The organism is Glutamicibacter arilaitensis Re117 (genome assembly GCF_000197735.1).
GTDB classification, from domain to species: domain Bacteria; phylum Actinomycetota; class Actinomycetes; order Actinomycetales; family Micrococcaceae; genus Glutamicibacter; species Glutamicibacter arilaitensis.
Genome location: NC_014550.1, coordinates 1,364,776 through 1,384,123 on the forward strand (window position 1 = coordinate 1,364,776; position 19,348 = coordinate 1,384,123).

20 protein-coding genes are annotated in these 19,348 nt (G+C 61.9%); 8 read left to right on the forward strand and 12 right to left on the reverse strand.

What is annotated here, in order from left to right; all coding sequences use genetic code 11:
• Positions 1 to 8: 8 nt before the first annotated feature.
• Positions 9 to 482: a DUF2568 domain-containing protein gene (locus AARI_RS06725; protein WP_013348577.1), complete on the forward strand. Its 474-nt coding sequence runs from the start codon at positions 9 to 11 to the stop codon at positions 480 to 482.
• 48 nt (positions 483 to 530) lie between these two features.
• Here AARI_RS06725 and crcB read toward each other — a convergent pair whose 3' ends face one another.
• From crcB to aroA, 7 genes are all read right to left on the reverse strand, one after another.
• Positions 531 to 911, reverse strand: a complete 381-nt coding sequence (gene crcB, locus AARI_RS06730) for a fluoride efflux transporter CrcB (RefSeq protein WP_013348578.1) — start codon at positions 909 to 911, stop codon at positions 531 to 533.
• Positions 911 to 1,372 (reverse strand): fluoride efflux transporter FluC, encoded by a 462-nt coding sequence (locus tag AARI_RS06735; RefSeq protein WP_013348579.1) that lies wholly within the window; start codon positions 1,370 to 1,372, stop codon positions 911 to 913. Before AARI_RS06735 ends, crcB begins: the two co-directional genes overlap by 1 nt.
• Before the next feature lie 11 nt (positions 1,373 to 1,383).
• Positions 1,384 to 1,863, reverse strand: a complete 480-nt coding sequence (locus AARI_RS06740; RefSeq protein WP_013348580.1) for a universal stress protein — start codon at positions 1,861 to 1,863, stop codon at positions 1,384 to 1,386.
• A gap of 71 nt (positions 1,864 to 1,934) precedes the next feature.
• Entirely contained in the window at positions 1,935 to 2,564 is a 630-nt protein-coding gene (locus AARI_RS06745; protein WP_013348581.1) for a metal-dependent transcriptional regulator, read from the reverse strand.
• A gap of 12 nt (positions 2,565 to 2,576) precedes the next feature.
• A complete protein-coding gene (locus tag AARI_RS06750; RefSeq protein ID WP_013348582.1) occupies positions 2,577 to 3,383 on the reverse strand; it encodes an inositol monophosphatase family protein in 807 nt (268 codons plus the stop codon).
• 15 nt (positions 3,384 to 3,398) lie between these two features.
• Complete coding sequence (gene rsgA / locus AARI_RS06755; protein ID WP_013348583.1) at positions 3,399 to 4,490, reverse strand: ribosome small subunit-dependent GTPase A; 1,092 nt, start codon at positions 4,488 to 4,490, stop codon at positions 3,399 to 3,401.
• Positions 4,490 to 5,893: a 3-phosphoshikimate 1-carboxyvinyltransferase gene (gene aroA / locus AARI_RS06760; protein WP_013348584.1), complete on the reverse strand. Its 1,404-nt coding sequence runs from the start codon at positions 5,891 to 5,893 to the stop codon at positions 4,490 to 4,492. Before aroA ends, rsgA begins: the two co-directional genes overlap by 1 nt.
• Positions 5,894 to 6,101: 208 nt before the next feature.
• Here aroA and AARI_RS06765 point away from each other — a divergent pair, with 208 nt between their 5' ends.
• Both AARI_RS06765 and rsrA read left to right on the forward strand, forming a co-directional pair.
• On the forward strand, positions 6,102 to 6,755 hold the full coding sequence (locus tag AARI_RS06765; RefSeq protein ID WP_081461212.1) for a sigma-70 family RNA polymerase sigma factor: 654 nt from the start codon (positions 6,102 to 6,104) through the stop codon (positions 6,753 to 6,755).
• A 1-nt stretch (position 6,756) separates the two neighbouring features.
• Positions 6,757 to 7,017, forward strand: a complete 261-nt coding sequence (gene rsrA / locus AARI_RS06770) for a mycothiol system anti-sigma-R factor (protein WP_013348586.1) — start codon at positions 6,757 to 6,759, stop codon at positions 7,015 to 7,017.
• A gap of 72 nt (positions 7,018 to 7,089) precedes the next feature.
• Here rsrA and AARI_RS20405 read toward each other — a convergent pair whose 3' ends face one another.
• The 3 genes from AARI_RS20405 to AARI_RS06780 all read right to left on the reverse strand — a co-directional run bounded on the left by AARI_RS20405 (position 7,090) and on the right by AARI_RS06780 (position 11,838).
• The gene (locus AARI_RS20405; protein WP_369299107.1) at positions 7,090 to 7,164 is read right to left on the reverse strand and encodes a 50S ribosomal protein bL37; all 75 of its coding nucleotides are present in this window, start codon (positions 7,162 to 7,164) and stop codon (positions 7,090 to 7,092) included.
• 99 nt (positions 7,165 to 7,263) lie between these two features.
• Positions 7,264 to 7,869: a GDSL-type esterase/lipase family protein gene (locus AARI_RS06775; RefSeq protein WP_041649560.1), complete on the reverse strand. Its 606-nt coding sequence runs from the start codon at positions 7,867 to 7,869 to the stop codon at positions 7,264 to 7,266.
• 216 nt (positions 7,870 to 8,085) lie between these two features.
• Positions 8,086 to 11,838 (reverse strand): multifunctional oxoglutarate decarboxylase/oxoglutarate dehydrogenase thiamine pyrophosphate-binding subunit/dihydrolipoyllysine-residue succinyltransferase subunit, encoded by a 3,753-nt coding sequence (locus AARI_RS06780; protein WP_013348588.1) that lies wholly within the window; start codon positions 11,836 to 11,838, stop codon positions 8,086 to 8,088.
• A gap of 429 nt (positions 11,839 to 12,267) precedes the next feature.
• On the opposite strand from AARI_RS06780, the gene AARI_RS06785 reads away from it, so the two are divergent.
• The 5 genes from AARI_RS06785 to AARI_RS06805 all read left to right on the forward strand — a co-directional run bounded on the left by AARI_RS06785 (position 12,268) and on the right by AARI_RS06805 (position 17,201).
• The gene (locus AARI_RS06785; RefSeq protein WP_013348589.1) at positions 12,268 to 13,590 is read left to right on the forward strand and encodes a hemolysin family protein; all 1,323 of its coding nucleotides are present in this window, start codon (positions 12,268 to 12,270) and stop codon (positions 13,588 to 13,590) included.
• Positions 13,583 to 14,656: a hemolysin family protein gene (locus AARI_RS06790; RefSeq protein ID WP_041648621.1), complete on the forward strand. Its 1,074-nt coding sequence runs from the start codon at positions 13,583 to 13,585 to the stop codon at positions 14,654 to 14,656. Before AARI_RS06785 ends, AARI_RS06790 begins: the two co-directional genes overlap by 8 nt.
• 130 nt (positions 14,657 to 14,786) lie before the next feature.
• Positions 14,787 to 15,620 (forward strand): metal ABC transporter ATP-binding protein, encoded by an 834-nt coding sequence (locus AARI_RS06795; RefSeq protein ID WP_013348591.1) that lies wholly within the window; start codon positions 14,787 to 14,789, stop codon positions 15,618 to 15,620.
• A gap of 9 nt (positions 15,621 to 15,629) precedes the next feature.
• Positions 15,630 to 16,487, forward strand: coding sequence for a metal ABC transporter permease (locus tag AARI_RS06800; protein ID WP_013348592.1), 858 nt, complete (start codon positions 15,630 to 15,632; stop codon positions 16,485 to 16,487).
• A 75-nt stretch (positions 16,488 to 16,562) separates the two neighbouring features.
• Positions 16,563 to 17,201 (forward strand): maleylpyruvate isomerase family mycothiol-dependent enzyme, encoded by a 639-nt coding sequence (locus AARI_RS06805; protein WP_013348593.1) that lies wholly within the window; start codon positions 16,563 to 16,565, stop codon positions 17,199 to 17,201.
• Positions 17,202 to 17,268: 67 nt separating this feature from the next.
• On the opposite strand, the gene AARI_RS06810 is transcribed toward AARI_RS06805, so the two are convergent.
• Positions 17,269 to 18,729 carry an HNH endonuclease gene (locus tag AARI_RS06810; protein WP_013348594.1) on the reverse strand — a complete coding sequence of 487 codons (1,461 nt, stop codon included), beginning with the start codon at positions 18,727 to 18,729 and terminating at the stop codon, positions 17,269 to 17,271.
• 111 nt (positions 18,730 to 18,840) lie between these two features.
• Positions 18,841 to 19,266, reverse strand: coding sequence for a Fur family transcriptional regulator (locus AARI_RS06815; RefSeq protein WP_013348595.1), 426 nt, complete (start codon positions 19,264 to 19,266; stop codon positions 18,841 to 18,843).
• Between the last annotated feature and the right edge of the window lie 82 nt (positions 19,267 to 19,348).

The window sequence follows — 19,348 nt, forward strand, 5'->3', positions numbered from 1 at the left end:
TGAAGTCGATGGGTAAAAATAGTTCCCAACGGGTATCGCCTTTCCTTTCAGCAATCTATGCCGTAGTGGCTTTCCTCTTGGAAGTAGGGCTGCTCTTCGCCGCAGCGTTGGCGGCGATCGCCTTCATCGACTTGCCGACGATTCCGGCAATTCTCGTAGTAGTTATTCCGCTGTTGGTGGTGTGGGCGATCTTCTTCTCCCCGAAGGCCGTCGTCAAGCTCCGGTTGCGCACCAGGCTGCTGCTGATACATATCATTTACCTGGTTGGCGCTTACGTCCTCTGGCTGAGCGTGGACCACTCCTTCTATGACCAGTCCCAGATCTGGGCGATTGCGATGCTCGCGTTGACCGCAATCAGCGCGATATTGGTCATTGCCACCGGTGGTTATGTGGTGCCGCACGACCGGACCAAGAAGCCGCCTAAGCAGGCTCCAAGCAGAGCAAGCAGCGGTGCTCCCAAGGGACGACGCGCAGCTCGCTAGAATTACAGCAAATGCCAAGCCGAAGGGCTTGGTATTTGTTATTTCCGGCTAGAACAGCAACGCTACTTGGAAGCCGAGCAGGGCCGCTAAGACCGTCGCCAGCAAGGTACCTGCGGCGTTAACCAGGCTGGCTGCAAGCTGGCCTGCCTGCAGCAGGCGAATGGTTTCGAAACTGGCCGTGGAAAATGTCGTGTAGCCGCCAAGTAGGCCCGTACCGGCTGCCACTAGCCATGGCTCAGGCAAGAGCCCTCCGGCGAACAGCCCGGTGAGCAGGCCCAAAGCGAAGGACCCTGAGATGTTGATGAGGATCGTTCCCCAGGGCAACGAGCTTGGAAGCCATAATTTGATCAGAGCATCAAGCACGAAGCGCAGGCAGGCACCTACGCCGCCACACAGCGAGACGATCAGGAATAAGCCGGGGGAGAGCACTATCGACGTCCTCCGGGGGATCGGGCCGCCCATTTGGCACCCACCGCGATACCGCACCAGGTCGCCAGCGCGCCGAGGATCACCGTGCCCAGGGGATAAGCCAGCGCCCAGGGCATGGCCCCGGAGCGCAGCAACTGCATGGTTCCTGTAGCCAGGGCGCTGTAGGTGGTGAAGCCACCCATGAAGCCGGTGCCCAGCAACAGGCGAAGCGAGCGGCGCCGGCCCACATCCCGGCCTCGTCGCGAGAGCGCTTCAAGCAGCATCCCCAGCAGGAAGGCGCCGAGGATATTGGCGATGAAAATTGAGACCGGGACAACGCTTGCCTCGGGGAAGAGCATGCCTAAGGCCTGCCGGGCGGCAGTTCCCAGTGCGCCACCGAGGAACACCAGCAACAGCAAGCCAGGACGCAGATAGACTCGTGGCGCAGAGTTCTGCGAGGTTGGTGCCGGTGGCAATGTCATGGTGCGGGGAGCTATTCTGCGCGAGGGGAAGCTGGTGGCGGGACCAGGAGGACTGGATAGCACTGTCGATGCGCCAGATGCAGGGCGACGGAGCCGTTGAGCACCTCGCGGATCCTGTTGGCCACCGAGCGCTGGCGAACTCCGAGCACGATCAATGCCGCGTCATGGGCCACGGCAAGCTGTGCCAGTTGCGCTCCGGCTCCGCCAGCCCTGGCCTGGGTCTGCCAGTGCAGGTCCAAGCCTGCCAACTGCGCTCGGATCTGCTGGAGCAGTTCCGCGGGGAAGTCCTGAAGCGATTCTTCGCCGGAATCAGGGTCCAGCGGGGCGCTGCGCACGGAGCCATCGTCCAGTTCTTCCAGCTGGTAGCGGGTGGCATCCACGTGGATGCACAGCAACGTGGTGCGCAGCTTGGCGGCAAGTTCTGCGGCGGTGGCCAGCACATGGGCATCAACGCGATCGGGAACGCCGAGAATGATCGGCCGTGCAACCATGCTGCCTCCCTGAGCGCTCGGGTGCGCCGTGGTGGCGCGTCGCTTTTTATTCTTGCACAGCTGGGGCACCCCTAGCTGCGGCGCACCCAGATCAGCGAAGCTTCGATGAAATCCAGCTGATGGGGCAGTTCGATTACCGCTCCGGGCACCAGGCCCTGGGCTGCGGCACGGCGCAGGAACTGCGGATCCTCGTCGCTGATCCGGTCGATGATGGCCCGAGCGCCGGTAAAGCGGTCCAAGCGGATGGCCTGCGAGGCCGGCAGCTGGCCGTGCGCGCTGGGAATTGCATCCCCGTGCGGATCGTGCCGCGGATAGCCCAGCCGGGCATCCAAGGCGTCCACGAAGCGGTCGGTGACGGTGTGCTCCAGCTCTTCGGCCTCATCATGGACTTCATCCCAGCCGTAGCCCAGCTCGTCGCGCAGGAAGGTTTCCAGCAGCCGGTGGCGGCGCACCATGCGCAAGGCTTCGCGCCTGCCGGTGGAACTGAGCGTGATGGCTCCGCGCGGCACGTGGTGGACCAGCGACTTGGCCGCCAGCTTCTGCACCATCGCGGTGGCCGAGGCAGGGGACAGGCCCAGCTGGTCGGCCAGCGCGCCGGTGCTCACCTCGGTCTCTTCCCACTCGGTGAGCAGGTACAGCGCCTTGAGGTAGTCCTCTTCACTGGTGGTCAGCCCGGACGGCCCGCGGCGTGCGCTTTTCATCCTGGTGCCAGCCTAGCTGCGATTCAGATACGGCAGGATCGCCTCGTGCAGCTTGCCATTGGTGGCCAGTGCATTGCCGCCGTGGCAGCCTTCAACGCCGGCGACAGAGGTGAACCGGCCCCCGGCTTCGCGCACTACCGGCACCAGTGCGGCCATGTCGTAAAGTTCGAGTTCCGGCTCGAAGGCGGCATCCAGCGCACCCTCGGCCAGCAGCGCGTAGGACAGGAAGTCGCCGTAGCCGCGGGTGCGCCAGGCGGTATCCAGCAGCTCCAGGAAGCCATCGAGCTTGCCGGCGTCCTTCCAGCCGTTCAACGAGGCGTACCCCAGCGAGGAATCGGCCAGCGAGGCGACCGAGGAAACCTGCAGCGGGCGGGTGGCGGTGGTGCCCACCGCTGCTCCGGGTTCGGTCACGAAGGCGCCCAGATCGGTGGCCGCATGCCAGCGGCGGACCATGGCCGGGGCGGAAACCACGCCGAGTACCGGTTCGTCGTCGATGAGCAGCGCGATCAGCGTGGCCCAGACCGGCACGCGGCGCACGAAGTTCTTGGTGCCGTCGATCGGGTCGATGACCCAGCGCCGCGAACCGCTGCCGTGCACGCCGAATTCCTCGCCGAGCACCGAATCATCGGGCCGGTGGGCGGCCAGTTCGGCCAGGATCAGCTGTTCGGCGCCGCGGTCGGCGTCGGAGACCGGGGTCATGTCCGGCTTGGATTCGACCACCAGGTCGTTGGCGCCGTAGCGGGCCAGGGTGAAGGCATCGACCTTGTCGGCCAGGGCCAGGGCGAAGTCGAGATCTTGCTGCAGGGTGTATTCAGCCATGGTGTTCGCGGGCGCTTAGAGCGCGCCGAGCTCCTTTTCGTGCGTGGTTTCCTCGGTGGTGACCAACCGGCGGTAGGAAGCCAGCCGGTCTGCTGCCTGGGTGCCTTCGGCGTTTTCGGCCCAGGCTTCCAGCGCGCAGCCGGCCTCGCCGGCGGCGTGGGTGCAGCCGCGCGGGCAGCCGGTGGCGATTTCGGCCAGGTCTTCGAAGGCGGCCAGGATGTTATCCGGATCCACCAGGCCCAGCCCGAAGGAGCGGATGCCCGGGGTGTCGATCAGCCAGGAGCCAGGGGTATCGCCCAGGCGCAGGGCCAGGGCGTTGGAGGAGGTGTGCCGGCCGCGGCCGGTCACCGCGTTCACGTGCCCGGTGGCGCGGGTGGAGCCGGTCAGCGCGTTGACCAGGGTGGACTTGCCGACTCCGGAGTGGCCCAGGACCACTGAGACGCAGCCCGAGAGGATCTGTTCAAGTTCGGCCAGGGCCCCGGCATCCAGGCGGGCGCTGGCACCGTCGGCGCTGCGCGCATCCACACCGGAGGCATCGGCTGCGGTGGTGCGGGAAATGACTACCGGGAAATCCAGGCCCTCGTAGTGGGTCAGGAAGTCGGCTGGGTCCTTCACATCGGCCTTGGTCACGCACAGCACCGGCTGGATGCCGGCGTCGTAGGCGGCCACCAGGGCGCGGTCCACGAAGCCGGTGCGCGGCTCGGGGTTCGCTGCGGCCACCACGATGACCAGCTTGTCCACGTTGGCTACGACCACGCGCTCGGTCGCGTCGGTGTCATCGGCGCTGCGGCGCAGCAGCGTGGTGCGTTCTTCGATGCGGATCAGCCGGGACAGGGTATCGGGCTTGCCGGAGGTATCGCCTACCAGTCCCACCAGGTCACCGGGAACGATGGCTTGGCGGCGCAGTTCGCGGGCGCGGGCGGCGATCACGATGCGTTCGTTGGCGGTATCTTCATCCAGGATCGCGGTGTAGCGGCCGCGGTCCACGGTGATGATGCGGCCGATCACCGCTTGCTCGTAGGCAGGGCGGTCCTTGGTGCGCGGGCGGCTGCCCTTCTTGTTCGGGCGGATGCGTACCGAGGATTCGTCGTAGTCCGAGTAGCGCATTAGCCCTGGCCCTTTGCGGTGGCGGCCATGTCGGTCCAGAGTTGCGGGAAGTCGGGCATGGTCTTGGCGGTGGTGGCGATATTTTCCACGCGCACCCCTTCGATGGCCAGGCCCAGCAGTGCGCCTGCGGTGGCCATCCGGTGATCCTCGTAGGAGTCCAGATCAGCTGCCTGCAGGGTTCCGGGAATGATTTCCAACGCGTCGTCGGTGGAGGTCACCGTGGCACCGACCTTGGCAAGCTCGGTTTCCAGTGCCGCCAGCCGGTCCGTTTCGTGCCCGCGCAGGTGCCCGATGCCGGTCAGCTTGCTGGGGGAGTCCGCCAGGGTACACAGCGCGGCCAAGGTGGGAGCCAATTCGGAGGCATCGGCGTAGTCGATGCCGCGGATCACTCCGGTGCCGCGTACGGTAAGCACTCCGTCCTCGTCGTGGCTGATTTCTGCGCCCATCCGGCTCAGGATCTGCACCCATTTGCCACCCACCTGGGTGGTGGATGCAGGCCAGAAGGGCACGCGCACGGTGCCGTTGGTGGCCAAGGCGGCCGCCAGGAAGGGACCGGCGTTGGACAGGTCCGGTTCCACGGTGATAGTGAACCCGGAAAGCTGACCCGGTGCGATGGACCAGCTGCGTGCATCCTCGCCCACGGCTACCTCGACGCCCAGTTCGCGCAGGGTTTGCACGGTCATGGCAATGTGGTCAGGGGAGGCGATATGCCCCGCGGCGGCCCGCAGCTTCAGCCCACCAGGCAGTGCTTGGCCGACCAGCAGCAGTGCGGAGATGAACTGGGAGCTGCCCGAGGCGTCGATGAGCACCTCGTGGCGCTCCTGCAATGCGCTGGCGTCCATGGTGAAGGGCAGCATGCCGGTGGTGCCGGCATATTCGATCCGGGCACCCAGGGTTTCCAAGGCGTCGAGCACCGGGGCCATCGGGCGCACGCGGGCTGCTTCGTCGCCATCGAATGCCACGCTGGCACCGGCAACGGCGGCCAGCGGCGGAACGAAGCGCATGACGGTGCCGGCCAGGCCGCAGTCGATGGACAGCGGGCCGGTGGCCAGCTTGCCCGGGGTGATGGCCACGGTGGTGGAGCCATCTGGCTGCGTGGTGCGTTCGATGCCGATGCCGAAGGCGGCTAGCGCGTCGAGCATCAGTTCGGTGTCGCGGCTGATGAGCGTGTTGTGGATGGTGGATGGCGAGGAGGCCAGGGCCGCCAGGATCAGATATCGGTTGGTCAAGGACTTCGAAGCGGGCACCGAGACGATGGCGTCTAGGCCGGTGGCGGCATGAGGCGCGGCCCACCAGGTCTTTTCTGCGTTGTGCAGCTTATCGGTTGGGCTCCCAGGGGCGCTTGCAGTACTGATTGGTAGATCCTTCGGCTCGAGGCAAGTTTTCACGGTGCGCAGCAGCATCGCAGATGCTCTGCGCCCACTGCTTAATCCTAGCCGAGATTGGCGGGGGAATAAGGTTTTGTCCCGGCTGGTTGTACCTAGTGTGACGATACGACAGGACACTTCAAACGCCGGCGGCACCGCATGCGCGGTTGCCGAGGAACCACGCGGCCTGCGCAGTGGTGCTGGCACGCGCTTAAAGCCGGTCGAACGCGTAGACTCGGCAGTGATGAACAACAAGAGTGTGGACGAGAATCTGCCCGATGTGGCTGCTGAGTCCGAGGAGCAACGCCGCGAACGCTTTGAGCGTGATGCGATGCAGTACGTGGATCAGCTGTATTCGGCTGCCCTGCGCATGGCGCGCAACCCGTCAGATGCCGAGGATCTGGTGCAGGAGGCTTATACGAAGGCCTATTCCGCCTTCCACCAGTACAAGCCCGGCACTAATCTGAAGGCCTGGCTGTACCGCATCCTGACCAACACGTACATCAACCTGTACCGCAAGCGGCAGCGCGAACCGCAGCGCACCTCCACGGACACGATCGAAGATTGGCAGATGGCCCAGGCCATGGAGCATTCTCCGGCCGGGTTGCGTTCGGCTGAGGCCGAGGCGCTGGATCACCTGCCGGATTCGGATGTGAAGGCCGCATTGCAGTCCATCGGCGAAGACTTCCGCATGGCCGTCTACTTCGTGGATGTGGAGGGCTTCAGCTACAAGGAAGCCAGTGAGATCCTTGGAGTGCCGATCGGTACCGTGATGTCCCGGCTGCATCGCGGACGCAAGAATTTGAGGGAACTGCTGGCGGATTACGCCGCAGATCGTGGGATCGCCAACGGCACGCAGAGCAAACGCGGAGCCAAGGCTGAACGAGGAGCGAAATAAGATGGATTGCAATTCATTGGGTGATTGCGCCGATGACCGCATCGTCCGCATCTATGAGTACCTCGACGGCGCGCTGACCCTGGCCGACCTCAAGGAGGTCAAGTCGCATCTGGACGGCTGCCCCGAATGCACCGAGCAGTACGACCTGGAGTGCATCATCCGTTCGGTGGTGCGCCGCAGCTGCCAGGAGCATGCCCCGCAGACGCTCAAGGCCAACATCATCGCGCGGATCTCGCAGATCCGCGTGGAATCCGGCCACTAAGCAGGCAAAGAGAAACCCCGTATCTTCCGAGTTGATCTCGAAGGGTACGGGGTTCTTTTATGTTCGCATCGCTTAGCTGTTTGGGCGCTTGCCGTGGTTGGCACCGCCACGCTTGCGATCGCGACGCTTACGAGCGCGCTTCGACATGGTGACTCCTTAGAGGGATCAATATTACTTCCCGAAAAACTCGGGCCGGCTCATAGTCTTTCACACTTTAATGGCAATTTCCTAACGGAACACCGGTGGTTAACCTTCGCCGGGTTCTGGCAAGTCCAGCCAGGAATACCAGCCGCGGTGCAGCACCAGCCAAGCCATCAGGCCGTATCCGGCCTGGCCTGGAACTCCGCCCGAGGCGTTCAAGTCAGCACGCCATTGCGCATGGGCGCGCAGCGGGGTGAAAGTATCGACGTAGTGGTGGTTGCGGCGCAGGGCCACATCCGAATAGACGCGGTTCAGTTCCGCCACGCGCTGGTTGCGCGCATCATCCAGGCCCGGGGCTGGACCAACCAGCAGCGCCTTGATGTTCATCTGCGAGGCCGAATCCAGGATATTGGCCAGGTTCAACCGGCTGCGCGCGGTGGACACGTCCAGATCGACGTCGCGGTCGGACAGCGCGATGACCAGGCGGTTTTCGTACTGGTCGCTGAAGCGGCGCGAGGCTTCGCCCAGCCAGCGTTCGGCCAGGGCCTCGGATCCTTCGGCGGGGGAAGCCAGCACGAAGGACTGCAGACGCAGAGCCGGATCCTGGGTGCGGGCCATGACACGGCCGAACCAGCCTAATCCGCGGGGGTCGCCATGTCCTGCCAGCAGCTCATCTCCGATTGCGGTAATGCGGATTGTGCGTAACTCCAACTGGGCGACCTTTCGTTGGCTCCAAAATGATGAATCGATCCCCACCTTAGCAGTCATCGCAACGGCAACGGGGGAGGTGGCCATTGGTTAAACCCCACAATTTCCTGCGAAAAACCAGCATCGGGGTTAAAGCACTGTTGCCGGCGAACTTCCAAGATGTTTCTTGGTAGGAAGTTCGCCGGCAACAGGTGGCCAGCAGCGTTCAGCTGATGCGTCTTAGCGGGCGAAAGCCTGCTGGATCAGCACTGCGTTTTCTGCTTCGTGGCGCTTTGCGTTACCAGCGGAGGTTGCTGCCGATGCCGGACGGGAGACCAAGGTGATCTTCTGATCCAGCGATGGAGCAACGTACAGGCCGAAGAACGGCCATGGACCCTGGTTAGCAGGCTCGTCCTGAACCCACGAAACCGAGGCGTTCGGGTACTTGGCCAGTTCGGCGGCGATCTGCTCGGCAGGAGCCGGGTAGAGCTGCTCGACACGTACCAGTGCGGTCTTGGTGTCGTTGGCCTTGGTGCGGGCCGCGAGCAGGTCGTAGTAGACACGACCCGAGCACAATAGCACCTTGTCCACAGCGTTCGTATCGGTGATCGACGCGTCGCCGATGACCTCGCGGAAGCTGCCCGAGGTGAAATCCTCGACCTGGCTTGCCGCAGCCTTCAGGCGAAGCAGCTGCTTCGGGGTGAAGACGATCAGCGGCTTGCGCGGGCGGGCGTAGGCCTGGCGGCGCAACAGGTGGAAGTGGTTGGCACCGGTGGACGGCTGGGCCACAACCATGTTGTTTTCCGCACACAGCTGCAAGAAGCGCTCGATGCGGGCCGAGGAGTGGTCCGGACCCTGGCCTTCATAGCCATGCGGCAGCAGCATGACCAGCGAAGAGGACTGGGACCACTTCTGCTCGGCCGAGGAGATGAACTCATCGATCACGGTCTGCGCGCCGTTGACGAAGTCGCCGAACTGGGCTTCCCACATCACCAGTGCATCCGGACGCTCCACCGAGTAGCCGTATTCGAAGCCCAGCGCTGCGTATTCGGAGAGCAGCGAGTCGTAGATCCACAGCGGGGCCTGGTCATCGCTCAAGTGGTGTACTGGGTACCACTCGTTGTCGTTCTCGCGGTCGTGGAAGACCGAGTGGCGCTGCACGAACGTGCCGCGGCGGGAGTCCTGGCCGGCCAGGCGAACTGGCACGCCTTCCATGGACAGCGAGCCCAGGGCAGCGATTTCGGCGAAGCCCCAGTCGATGCCGCCCTCGCGGGACATCTTCTCGCGGCGTTCCAGCAGCGACTTCAGCTTGGTGTGCATGGTGAAGCCCTCTGGGATTTCCAGGTGGGCGGCACCGATCTTGGCCAGGACCTGTGCGGAGATGGCCGAACCGCGTGCGCCGTCGACGGTGTTCTCGTCGGCAGCCTGGGCGAATGGCTTCTCCAGGTCGTTGATGGTCGAGCCCGGGGTGATGATCGGGATCGGGGAGGTCTGGGCGGCATGCGTCTCGGCGAAGATGCGCTCCAGGTTCTCCTTGTACTCGGCCAATACGTTCTCGGCTTCTTCCTGCGTGATGTCGCCGCGGCCAACCAGGGCCTCGGTGTACAGCTTGCGGGTCGAGCGCTTGGCTTCGATCAGGTTGTACATGATCGGCTGGGTCATCGAAGGGTCATCGCCCTCGTTGTGGCCGCGGCGGCGGTAGCACACCAGATCGATGACGACGTCCTTGCCGAACTTCTGGCGGTACTCGAAGGCCAGCTGGCCTACGTGGACCACTGCCTCCGGGTCATCCCCGTTGACGTGGAAGATCGGAGCCTGCACGGTGCGGGCCACATCGGTGGCGTAGACCGAGGAACGCGAGGAGCTCGGAGCGGTGGTGAAGCCGATCTGGTTGTTCACGATCACGTGCACGGTGCCGCCGGTCTTGTAGCCCGGCAGCTGGCTCATGGCCAGTACCTCGGAGACAACGCCCTGGCCTGCGAATGCGGCATCGCCGTGAACCAGGATCGGCAGTACGGTGTTCTTCGAGTTCAGGCGGTCCAGCTTGGCGCGGGTGATGCCCTCGAGTACTGGATCGACTGCTTCCAGGTGCGATGGGTTGGCAGCCAGGTAGATCTTGGTCTGGTTGCCGGCATCCGAGGTGTACGAACCCTCGGTGCCCAAGTGGTACTTCACGTCGCCCGAACCCTGGACCGAGCCCGGGGTAGCGGTGCCTTCGAATTCGCGGAAGACCTGTGCGTAGGTCTTGCCGGCGATGTTGGTCAGCACGTTCAGGCGGCCGCGGTGGGCCATGCCGATGGCGACCTCGTCCAGCTGCTCGTCGGCTGCGTCGGAGATGATCGCATCCAGCAGTGGAATCAGCGATTCGCCGCCTTCCAGCGAGAAGCGCTTCTGGCCAACGAACTTGGTCTGCAGGAAGGTCTCGAAGGCCTCTGCGGAGTTCAGCTTGCTCAGGATGCGCAGCTGCTCTTCGCGGCTTGGCTTGGCGTAGCCGGACTCCAGCTTTGCCTGGAACCACTCGCGCTCTTCAGGGTTCTGCAGGTGCATGTACTCGGTGCCGATGGTGCGGCAGTAAGCATCGCGCAGCACGCCGAGGATGTCGCGCAGCAGGGCACGGTCCTTGCCGCCCAGACCGCCAGCCAGCCACTCGCGGTCCAGATCCCACAGGGTCAAGCCGTAGTTGTTGATGTCCAGGTCCGGGTGCTTGCGCTGGACGTATTCCAGCGGGTTGATGTCGGCCATCAGGTGGCCGCGCACGCGGTAGGAGTTGATCAGGTGCTGGATCCGGGCAACCTTGTTGACCTGCAGGTCGATGTCGACCTGGTTGTCAACGGCCCAGCGAACAGGCTCGTAAGGGATGCGCAGCTGCTCGAAGATCTCGTCGTAGAAGTTCTGCTCACCGAGCAGCAGCGATTCGACCAGCTTCAGGAATTCGCCCGAACCTGCACCCTGGATGACGCGGTGGTCGTAGGTGGAGGTCAGGGTGATGTGCTTGCCGATGCCCAAGGCAGCCACGGTCTTCTCCGAAGAGCCGCGGTACTCTGCTGGGTATTCCAGTGCGCCGACGCCGATGATCGCGGCCTGGCCCTTGGACAGGCGCGGTACCGAGTGAACGGTGCCGATGCCGCCTGGGTTGGTCAGCGAAACGGTGGTGCCGGCGTAGTCGTCAGCGGTCAGCTTGTTGCCGCGGGCGCGCTTGATCAGGTCTTCGTAGGTGGCCCAGAACTCGTTGAAGCTCAGGGTCTCTGCGGCCTTGATGTTCGGCACGGCCAGCATGCGGGTGCCATCTGGCTTCGGCATGTCGATGGCGATGCCGAAGTTCACGTGGGCTGGCTGGATCGCGGTTGGCTTCTTGTCGATGACATCGTAGGTGACGTTCATCGATGGGATCTGCTTGAGCGCACGGATCACGGCGAAGCCGATCAGGTGGGTGAAGGAGATCTTGCCGCCGCGGGCGCGCTTGAGGTGGTTGTTGATGACAATGCGGTTGTCGATCATCACCTTGGCTGGAACCGCACGCACGGTGGTGGCGGTAGGCACGGTGAGGGAGGCATCCATGTTGGTGGCGATGGCCTTCATTGGGCCACGCAGCGGGGTGCGCTTTTCCTCACCGAAAAGTTCGGTGGAAGGGGTAGCCTTCGGTGCCTGAGCCGGGATCGGCGCAGTCTTCGGTGCTGGTTCAGCCTTCTTTGCCTCGGCGGCCGGAGCTGCCTTGGCCGCAGGGGCTGGTTCGGTGGCACGAGCCTGGGCCGCGGCGCGTGGTGCGCCCTGGCCGTTGGCTGCTGGAGCAGCAGCCGAGGCTGCTGCCGCTGGCGCCGGCTGCGCTGCCGGTGCTGCTGGTGCCGTCTTTTCGGCGGCGAGAGATTCGAAAATATCCCACCATTTCTTATCTACCGAGTTCTTGTCGACGAGATACTGTTCGAACAGCTCGTCTACTAGCCACTCGTTTCCACCAAACTCTTCAGTAAGTCGGTGGTGTGCTTGCTCTGGCACGTGCAACGCCTCTTCCCTGATTTCTACGTTGTTCTAGCTTGAGCCGGTGGTCTTTCGAGGACGTGATACGACCACTGCGGCCCACAAGATTTCTAGACCTGCGCACCAGTCTAGTGACTTTTTCTCGCTCTTGGCCACGGCACGTATCTAATGTCACGAAAGTGTTGCGCATAACATGCCGTTTACCTTGCCTGAACCACCGTTGAGCGAGCGATTCTCGAAGTGGTGCACAATGGCGCTCGGTTCGATAGACTAATTCGCACTATGGAATCTCACTCTCCAAACCGGTGTGCCGCCCAAGGGCGCAGTGCCGGCCACAATAGTCCATGTTCAGGAAGTTCTGCCTCCCGTTTGGAGCCTTCTAGTTGCCGCCTGATCGGTACTGAAACTGAACTTCGCACGCCATTGAATAGGTGGCGATAAGCACCTATGGAATGGCTCTCAATACTTTTTGGCCTGTTGCTGATTCTCGGCACTGGCTTCTTCGTGGCCGTGGAATTCTCCATGGTCGCCTTGGATAAGAGCACCGTGCAGCGCGCCGTTGACAACGGTGAACGCGGCGCCAAGCCACTGCTGCAGTGCTTGACTTCCCTCTCCACCCAGCTTTCCAGCTGCCAGCTGGGTATTACCTTGACCACGCTGCTGACCGGTTACGTGCTGGAACCAGCGATGAGCGCCCTGCTCGAACCGCTGATGGAACAATTCGGGGTGCCTGCGGCAAGCGCGTTGGCCATCGCCGTGGTGGTCTCCATGGTCGTTGCCACCTTGCTTTCGATGCTGATCGGCGAATTGGTCCCGAAGAACATGGCAATCGCCCAGGCGATGAAGGTCGGCAAGCTGCTGGCCCGTCCGCAGCTGGTCTTCACCGCCATCTTCAAGCCCGCCATCATCGTGCTCAACGGCTTTTCAAATGCGGTCTTGCGCAAATTCTTCGGCCTTGAAGCCAAGGAAGAAATCTCTGCCGCCCGTTCCTCTCAGGAATTGGCCTCGCTGGTGCGCCGTTCGGCCCAGCTGGGAACCTTGGACCTGCAAACCGCCCGCTTCGTGGAATCCACGATTGAATTCTCCGAGCGCACTGCGGCCGACGTAATGACCCCGCGAACTTCGATGTCCACCATCGATTCCGAGGCTGCGCTCTCCGAACTGATCGAGGTCAGCGCCGACACCGGTTTCTCGCGCTTCCCGGTCACCACCGGCTCCACCGATGAAATCCAGGGCATCTGCCACGTCAAGGCCATTGTCTCGGTGCCTCGCGAGCGCCGCGAAGCGCTGCAGGTCGGCGAGTTCGCCCGTGACGCACTGTATGTGCCCGAAACCATCCACCTGGACGTGCTGCTCGAGCAGCTGCGTGCCGCCGAATTCCAAGTCGCGATCGTGATGGACGAATACGGTGGAACCGCGGGGCTGGTCACCTTGGAAGATCTGGTCGAGGAAATCGTCGGCGAAGTATCCGACGAGCACGACGAAGACGAGGAAGAGGCTGTCACCCAGCCTGATGGCAATTGGCTGTTCCCGGGCATGTACCGCCCGGACCAGATCAACGAGAACTTCGATAACGACGTCATCCCGGAAGAATCCAGCTACGAAACCATCGGCGGCTTCATGCTCGCCGAACTGGGCCGCCTGGCTGAACTCAACGACCGGGTCGAAACCGAGCATGGCGTATTCACTGTGACCGAGCTTGATGGCCGCCGCATTTCCCAGGTTCGCTTCGAACCAGCAGCACCAGCGCAGGAGGCCGACGATGAGTGATGTCATGGGCCTGATCTGGCTAGTTGTCCTGCTGGCCGGCAACGCGTTCTTCGTTGCTGGTGAATTCGCGGTCATGAGCGCGCGCCGTTCGCAAATTGAGCCGCTGGCCGACGAAGGCAATAAGCGCGCGAAGGTTGCGCTGTATGCCATGGAGCATGTTTCGATCATGCTGGCGGTGTGCCAGCTGGGCATTACCGTCTGCTCGCTGCTGATCCTGAATATCTCCGAACCTGCGATCCACCACCTGTTGGCTGAGCCGCTGACGATGATCGGCATGGCTTCGTCCGTTGCCGACACTGTCGCGTTCTTGATTGCCCTGGTTCTGGTGACCTTCCTGCACGTGACTTTCGGTGAGATGGTGCCGAAGAACATCTCGGTGTCCGTTGCCGATAAGGCCGTGCTGCTGCTGGCCATGCCGCTGGTAGGCCTGTCGAAGGTGCTCACCCCGATTACCGCATCGCTGAACGGCATTGCCAACCTGGTGCTGCATGCCTTTGGCATCGAGCCGAAGGACGAAGTGGCCAGCTCGTACACTGCCGCTGAAGTTCGTTCGATCATCGATACCTCCTCGGAAGAGGGCGCGCTGGATGAAGACGATGCCGCTCGCCTGACCAAGGCGCTGGAATTCTCCTCGGTCACTGCGCGCAGCTGCATGGTGAAGATCGATGACCTGTTCACTTTGGAATACGGGCAGACCACGGCACGCGAGTTCGAGAAGAAGGTCGGCAAGACTGGGTTCTCGCGCATGGTGATTACCAAGAACGAGGTTCCTGTGGGCTACTGGCATGTGAAGGACGTGATGCTCATCGATGATGCGCACTCCACGCAGCCTTTGCTGGATCTGCCGCTGCACCCGTTGGGCCGCTTGGGCCAGGACACCGAAATCGAAGCCGCTCTGGAAGCGATGCGCCAGGAAGGCAACCACCTTTCGGCCGTCGTCGACGAGTCGGGTTCAACTATCGGTGTGGTCTTCCTGGAAGATGTCATTGAGGTGCTGGTCGGTGAAATTACCGATACCACGCGTAAGCGCGTGAACCCTCCGCGCAGTGAGAAGCAAGCAAAATAGCTCAAACTCACGCTTGAACTCGTATTGCGAATGACTCGCAACTGGTAGGATTGACTGCGGTGTCCATTGAGGGCACCGCAGTTTTTCGTTGCCGGCCCATCCTCAGCCAGCACAAGCTAGAAAGCAGTCAATGACACAGAGCCCCATCGTCAGATTTGAAGACGCGCGTCTTGCCTATGGCTCGCGCGTGCTCTGGGAAGAACTGAACCTGTCCATTGCGGCGGGGGAGTTCCTTGCCGTTCTCGGACCCAACGGGTCAGGCAAGACCAGCTTCATCAACACGATGCTGGGCACAACCGCACTGAACCGCGGCAGTGTCTCGATTGCAGGCGAGCCGGTACGCCGGGGATCATCCGTGGTCGGATTGATCCCGCAGCAGCGCCCCTTTGGCGACAATGTTCCGCTGCGCGCTCGCGATCTGGTAGCGCTGGGCCTCGATGGCACGAAGCTCGGTGTTCGCCTGGCTCACAAGTCGGTACGCGGCAAGGTTGATGAACTGCTGGAAATGGTCGGAGCTACCGCTTACGCCAACCGTGCGGTGTCTGACCTGTCCGGTGGCGAACAGCAGCGCTTGCGCGCCGCTCAGGCGTTGGCCAGCAATCCCCGGGTTTTGCTCTGCGATGAGCCGTTGCTCTCCTTGGACCTGAATCACCAGCAGGCGATCAGCGAAGTGATCCACCGCCAAGCGGTGGAGCGCGGCAGCGCAGTAGTTTTCGTAACCCACGAGATCAATCCGATCCTGCCCTACGTGGATCGGGTCCTGTACCTGGCCGAAGGACGCTTCCATCTGGGCAGTGTGGACGAAGTCATGCAATCTTCGGTGCTCACCAAGCTCTATGGCGCACCGGTAGAGGTGCTGCGGGTGAACGGCCGCATTGTGGTGGTCTCCGGAGACGGTAATCGTGCGTTGCCGGCTGATGGGCATGACCATGCTGAAGACATCGACCTAGCGGCGGGAAAGTAGGAGCAGGAGATGAACTTTTCCGACCTCGTAGAAAAAGCCTTTAACTTCCAGGACTACGCGTTGCTGCTTCCTTTGGTCAGTAACTCATTGATTGCCGGCGCTGTCCTAGGCGTCGTCGGCGGCCTGATTGGCATCTTCATCATGATGCGCGACATGGCATTTGCCGTGCACGGCATCGCTGAACTCTCTTTTGCCGGTGCGGCTTTTGCGTTGCTGATCGGCGCCGATGTGGTCACCGGTTCGGTATTGGGCTCACTGATCGCCGCCCTGATTCTCGGCTTCCTCGGGACCAGGGCCAGAGATCGTAATTCTATTACCGGTGTGCTCATGCCCTTCGGCCTGGGCCTGGGCATCTTGTTCATCTCGCTATACGAGGGACGAAGCGCCAATAAGTTCGGCTTGCTGACTGGACAGATCGTTGCCGTGGATGACGTGCAGCTCAATGGAATGCTGGCGCTTTCTGCTGTGGTGGTGATCGCGTTGCTGCTCGTTTGGCGCCCGCTGACCTTCGCGTCGGTGGATCCCGTAGTTGCCAACGCCCGTGGCGTGCGCACCTCTGGCCTGTCGATTATCTTCATGATGATTCTGGCGTTGGCTGTTGCCGTGACAATTCAAGTTGTCGGTGCCTTGCTGGTATTGGCATTGCTGATCACGCCAGCTGCAGCGGCCATGCGAGTGAGCTCCAATCCGATCATCACCGTTGTGCTCTCGATTGTGTTTGCCGAACTTGCTGTTGTGGGCGGCATTCTGCTGGCATTGGCCGGTTCTTTGCCTATCAGCCCATACGTCACCACGATTTCCTTCGTGATCTACGTAATCTGCCGTGGAGTGGAAGCCATGCGTTCCCCGCGCCGGCACCAGGTCTAGGCCCAGCCTCAGGGCATCGGGCGCCTGCGCCCCTGACAGATTGACTAGCAACACCTCCACCGGCAAAGCTGGGGTATGCGTAAAATTCCAGCCCATGAAATCTGGCCGATGGTCCATGCTGAACGCCTTGCGTTAATCGACGATCTGGAAACCTTGGACGCGGCCTCATGGGAGGTTCCTTCGCTTTGTGCCGGTTGGAGTGTCCATGACGTAGCAGCCCATCTGGCGGATAACGCTCGGACGACGTTCTTCCGCCTGTTTATCGCCATGGCCAAGGCCGGATTCAGCCTGGACCGGCAGAACGACAATGGCGTAGCTGAGATGAAAGCTTCGGCTCCTGAGGGAACACTGCAGAAGCTCGTTGAGGTTGCAGCGTTGCGCTGCACCCCGCCGGTGCCTGTGGCCAGCCGCTTGGTCGAGGAAATTGCCCATGGGGAAGATATCCGACGTGCTGTGGGCCTGCAACGGTCTTATCCAAAAAAGGCGCTGGAACCGGCAATCAGATATCAGGCTGCCACCCCGCAAGGCGTTGGTGGAGCCAAGGAACTGGCGAGCAAGGTCCAGCTATGCAGCCAGGACGGGACTTTCCGCTTGGGGATCGGCCCACAGATTGTTGGAAGTCGCCTTGAACTGCTGATGCTGCTAAGCGGACGTGGCGAGCATGCGACAGGTCTATCCGGTCCGGGGATGGCCTTGGTGCGCCAAGGCGCATAAATGACGCGGGTTCCCGGTGGTGCAATGCGGCCGCGCGGGACCAGCGCCGCTAGACGCGTGAAGCATTCTAGCTGTCGTCGATCTGTGGCGGGTCGGGATTTTTCAGCCGTTCTTTGAAGTCCTTGAACCATTTGGAATCGCGCATTAATTGCGGGAACGGCTTATGCATGTATCCGGTTGCCGGGGGAGCAGTGGACCGATAGGACATTGTTGAACCCGGACAGATCATCATCGAATAGTTATCCCGGAATGCGGTGTACTCGTACCACCCGGGAGCTTGTTTTGCCTTATTGCAGATTTCGCAGCGACCGGCAGAATTGGACACGCTGGTCTTGCCGCCGCGGGCAAATTGGGTCACGTGGTCAGTTTCTTCGACCAGCCCGTCGCAGAATGGGGTGCGGCAGTGCCGGTCACGGATTCTGATGAACTTCTTGAGCTTCTCCGGGAAGATCCGGGCTTTAGAATCCATCGTGATCAGTTCCTGATCCCCGGGTGCGGTGTAAAGACGCGTTATTTCGGTCATTACTTCGATCCGCTCAATATTTTCCGGGGTAATTTTGGCTTCCATTTCCTCGAAGGTCAGTTCGTTGGGGATTTGGTGGCCGCCAATCAGTTCCCGGGCTGTCTGGGCAGGAATGAAGCCGTAGCCTTCCAGGTAAGCGGGTTCGCGATCTCCCATGAACAATGATTTATCGGTCATGATCAGACCGAGCTGGACATTGATCTTCTGTTCCGCATTTTCATCGAAGAACATGTAGCGGGAGAGCAAGTCTGCCTGAATCTGGGTGCGCGTGCGTGGATCACCCTTGCGCTTGATGCGCAGGGATTGCTCTCGCAATGTCATCTGCAAACCGGTGCCGCCGACAATGGGAAGCCGTGCGTGGAGGAAAACGCATCCTGCTTCGCGGTCTTTGTGGAAGCGGACGTAGCGTTCGGCGTTGGCTTCCTTGAGCTTTTTGTCTTCACGGTCAGAGGTGTATTTAACGGTGAAGTTGGTGACGGTTTCCTTGATGCGCTTGGGGCCCATGGATTCAAACATGTCTGGGTTCTGCCCGAATATCTCGTCAAACTGGGACCGGCGTAATGGCCGGACATCTTGCAGGGGAGTGAGCATCGCTTGAATCTGTGCTTCGGTAAATTCACCGCGTGAGTAAGCGCTGGCGATGTTAGGGGTGTCTTCGAAGAGGATGCGGCAATTGGACAGGAAACTGCGAGAACCGCGTTGCGGGCGCTTACGGGCAATGGCTACCTGGCTGGCTGCTCCGCGGACCTGGTCATCGATGTTTGTGCCGCGTTCTTCATTTTCGCGCAGGACTTCTTTTTCCAGCTGATGAGCCAGGCCAGCTTGCTGGTAGCGAAGGGAGGAAATCCGCTCTTCGATGGAGGCGATGGCTTGGGCGCACTGTGTTTTGCTGCCGTGGTCTTGGATCCTCGACAGGTCGTTTTCCAGCTGGATCAGGTGGGAATCTAGCTCTTCCTGATCGCTCGCGGGGGCTAGGCCGTTTCCGTGCACCTTTGCTGCGGACATACCATAATCATACTCCCAATATTCGAATATGTCTTCGATTATTATCGCTGGGGATAACTCCGGCACAGAGGCGAAAGTGGTGCTCGGAATGCGCCGGCGACCGCAAAAAGCCTAGGAAGCCGGGGTGGAATCCGTTTTGGATATGGCGCGGCAGTCAGCGCAGAGACCATAGATCTCCACCGTGTGCTCCGGGTCGGAGAAATCATGTTCGGCAGCGACGCGGGCGGCCCAGCGCTCCACGGAGGGGGCCAGGACTTCCACGGTCTTGGAGCAGACGCGGCAGACCAAGTGGTGGTGGTGCACCTCGGTCACGCATCGGCGGAAGCGCGCTTCGCCATCGCCGCTGCGCAGCACGTCGACCAGGCCGTCATCGGCCATGGACTGCAGCAGGCGGTACACCGTCGCCAGCGAAACCTTCTTCTCTGAATCCTGCAGCCAGCGGTGCAGCTGCTGGGCGGTGGCGAAATCATCGACCTCGGTCAGTGCCTCGGTGACGGCCAGGCGCTGCTTGGTGACCCGGGTTTCTGGCTGGGACATCGACGTGCACCATTCCTTGACGTTGTTGCGGACCGGTGGCCGGCCAGCGAACTGGGCCAATCACCTGTGGTTTCCCTCAATT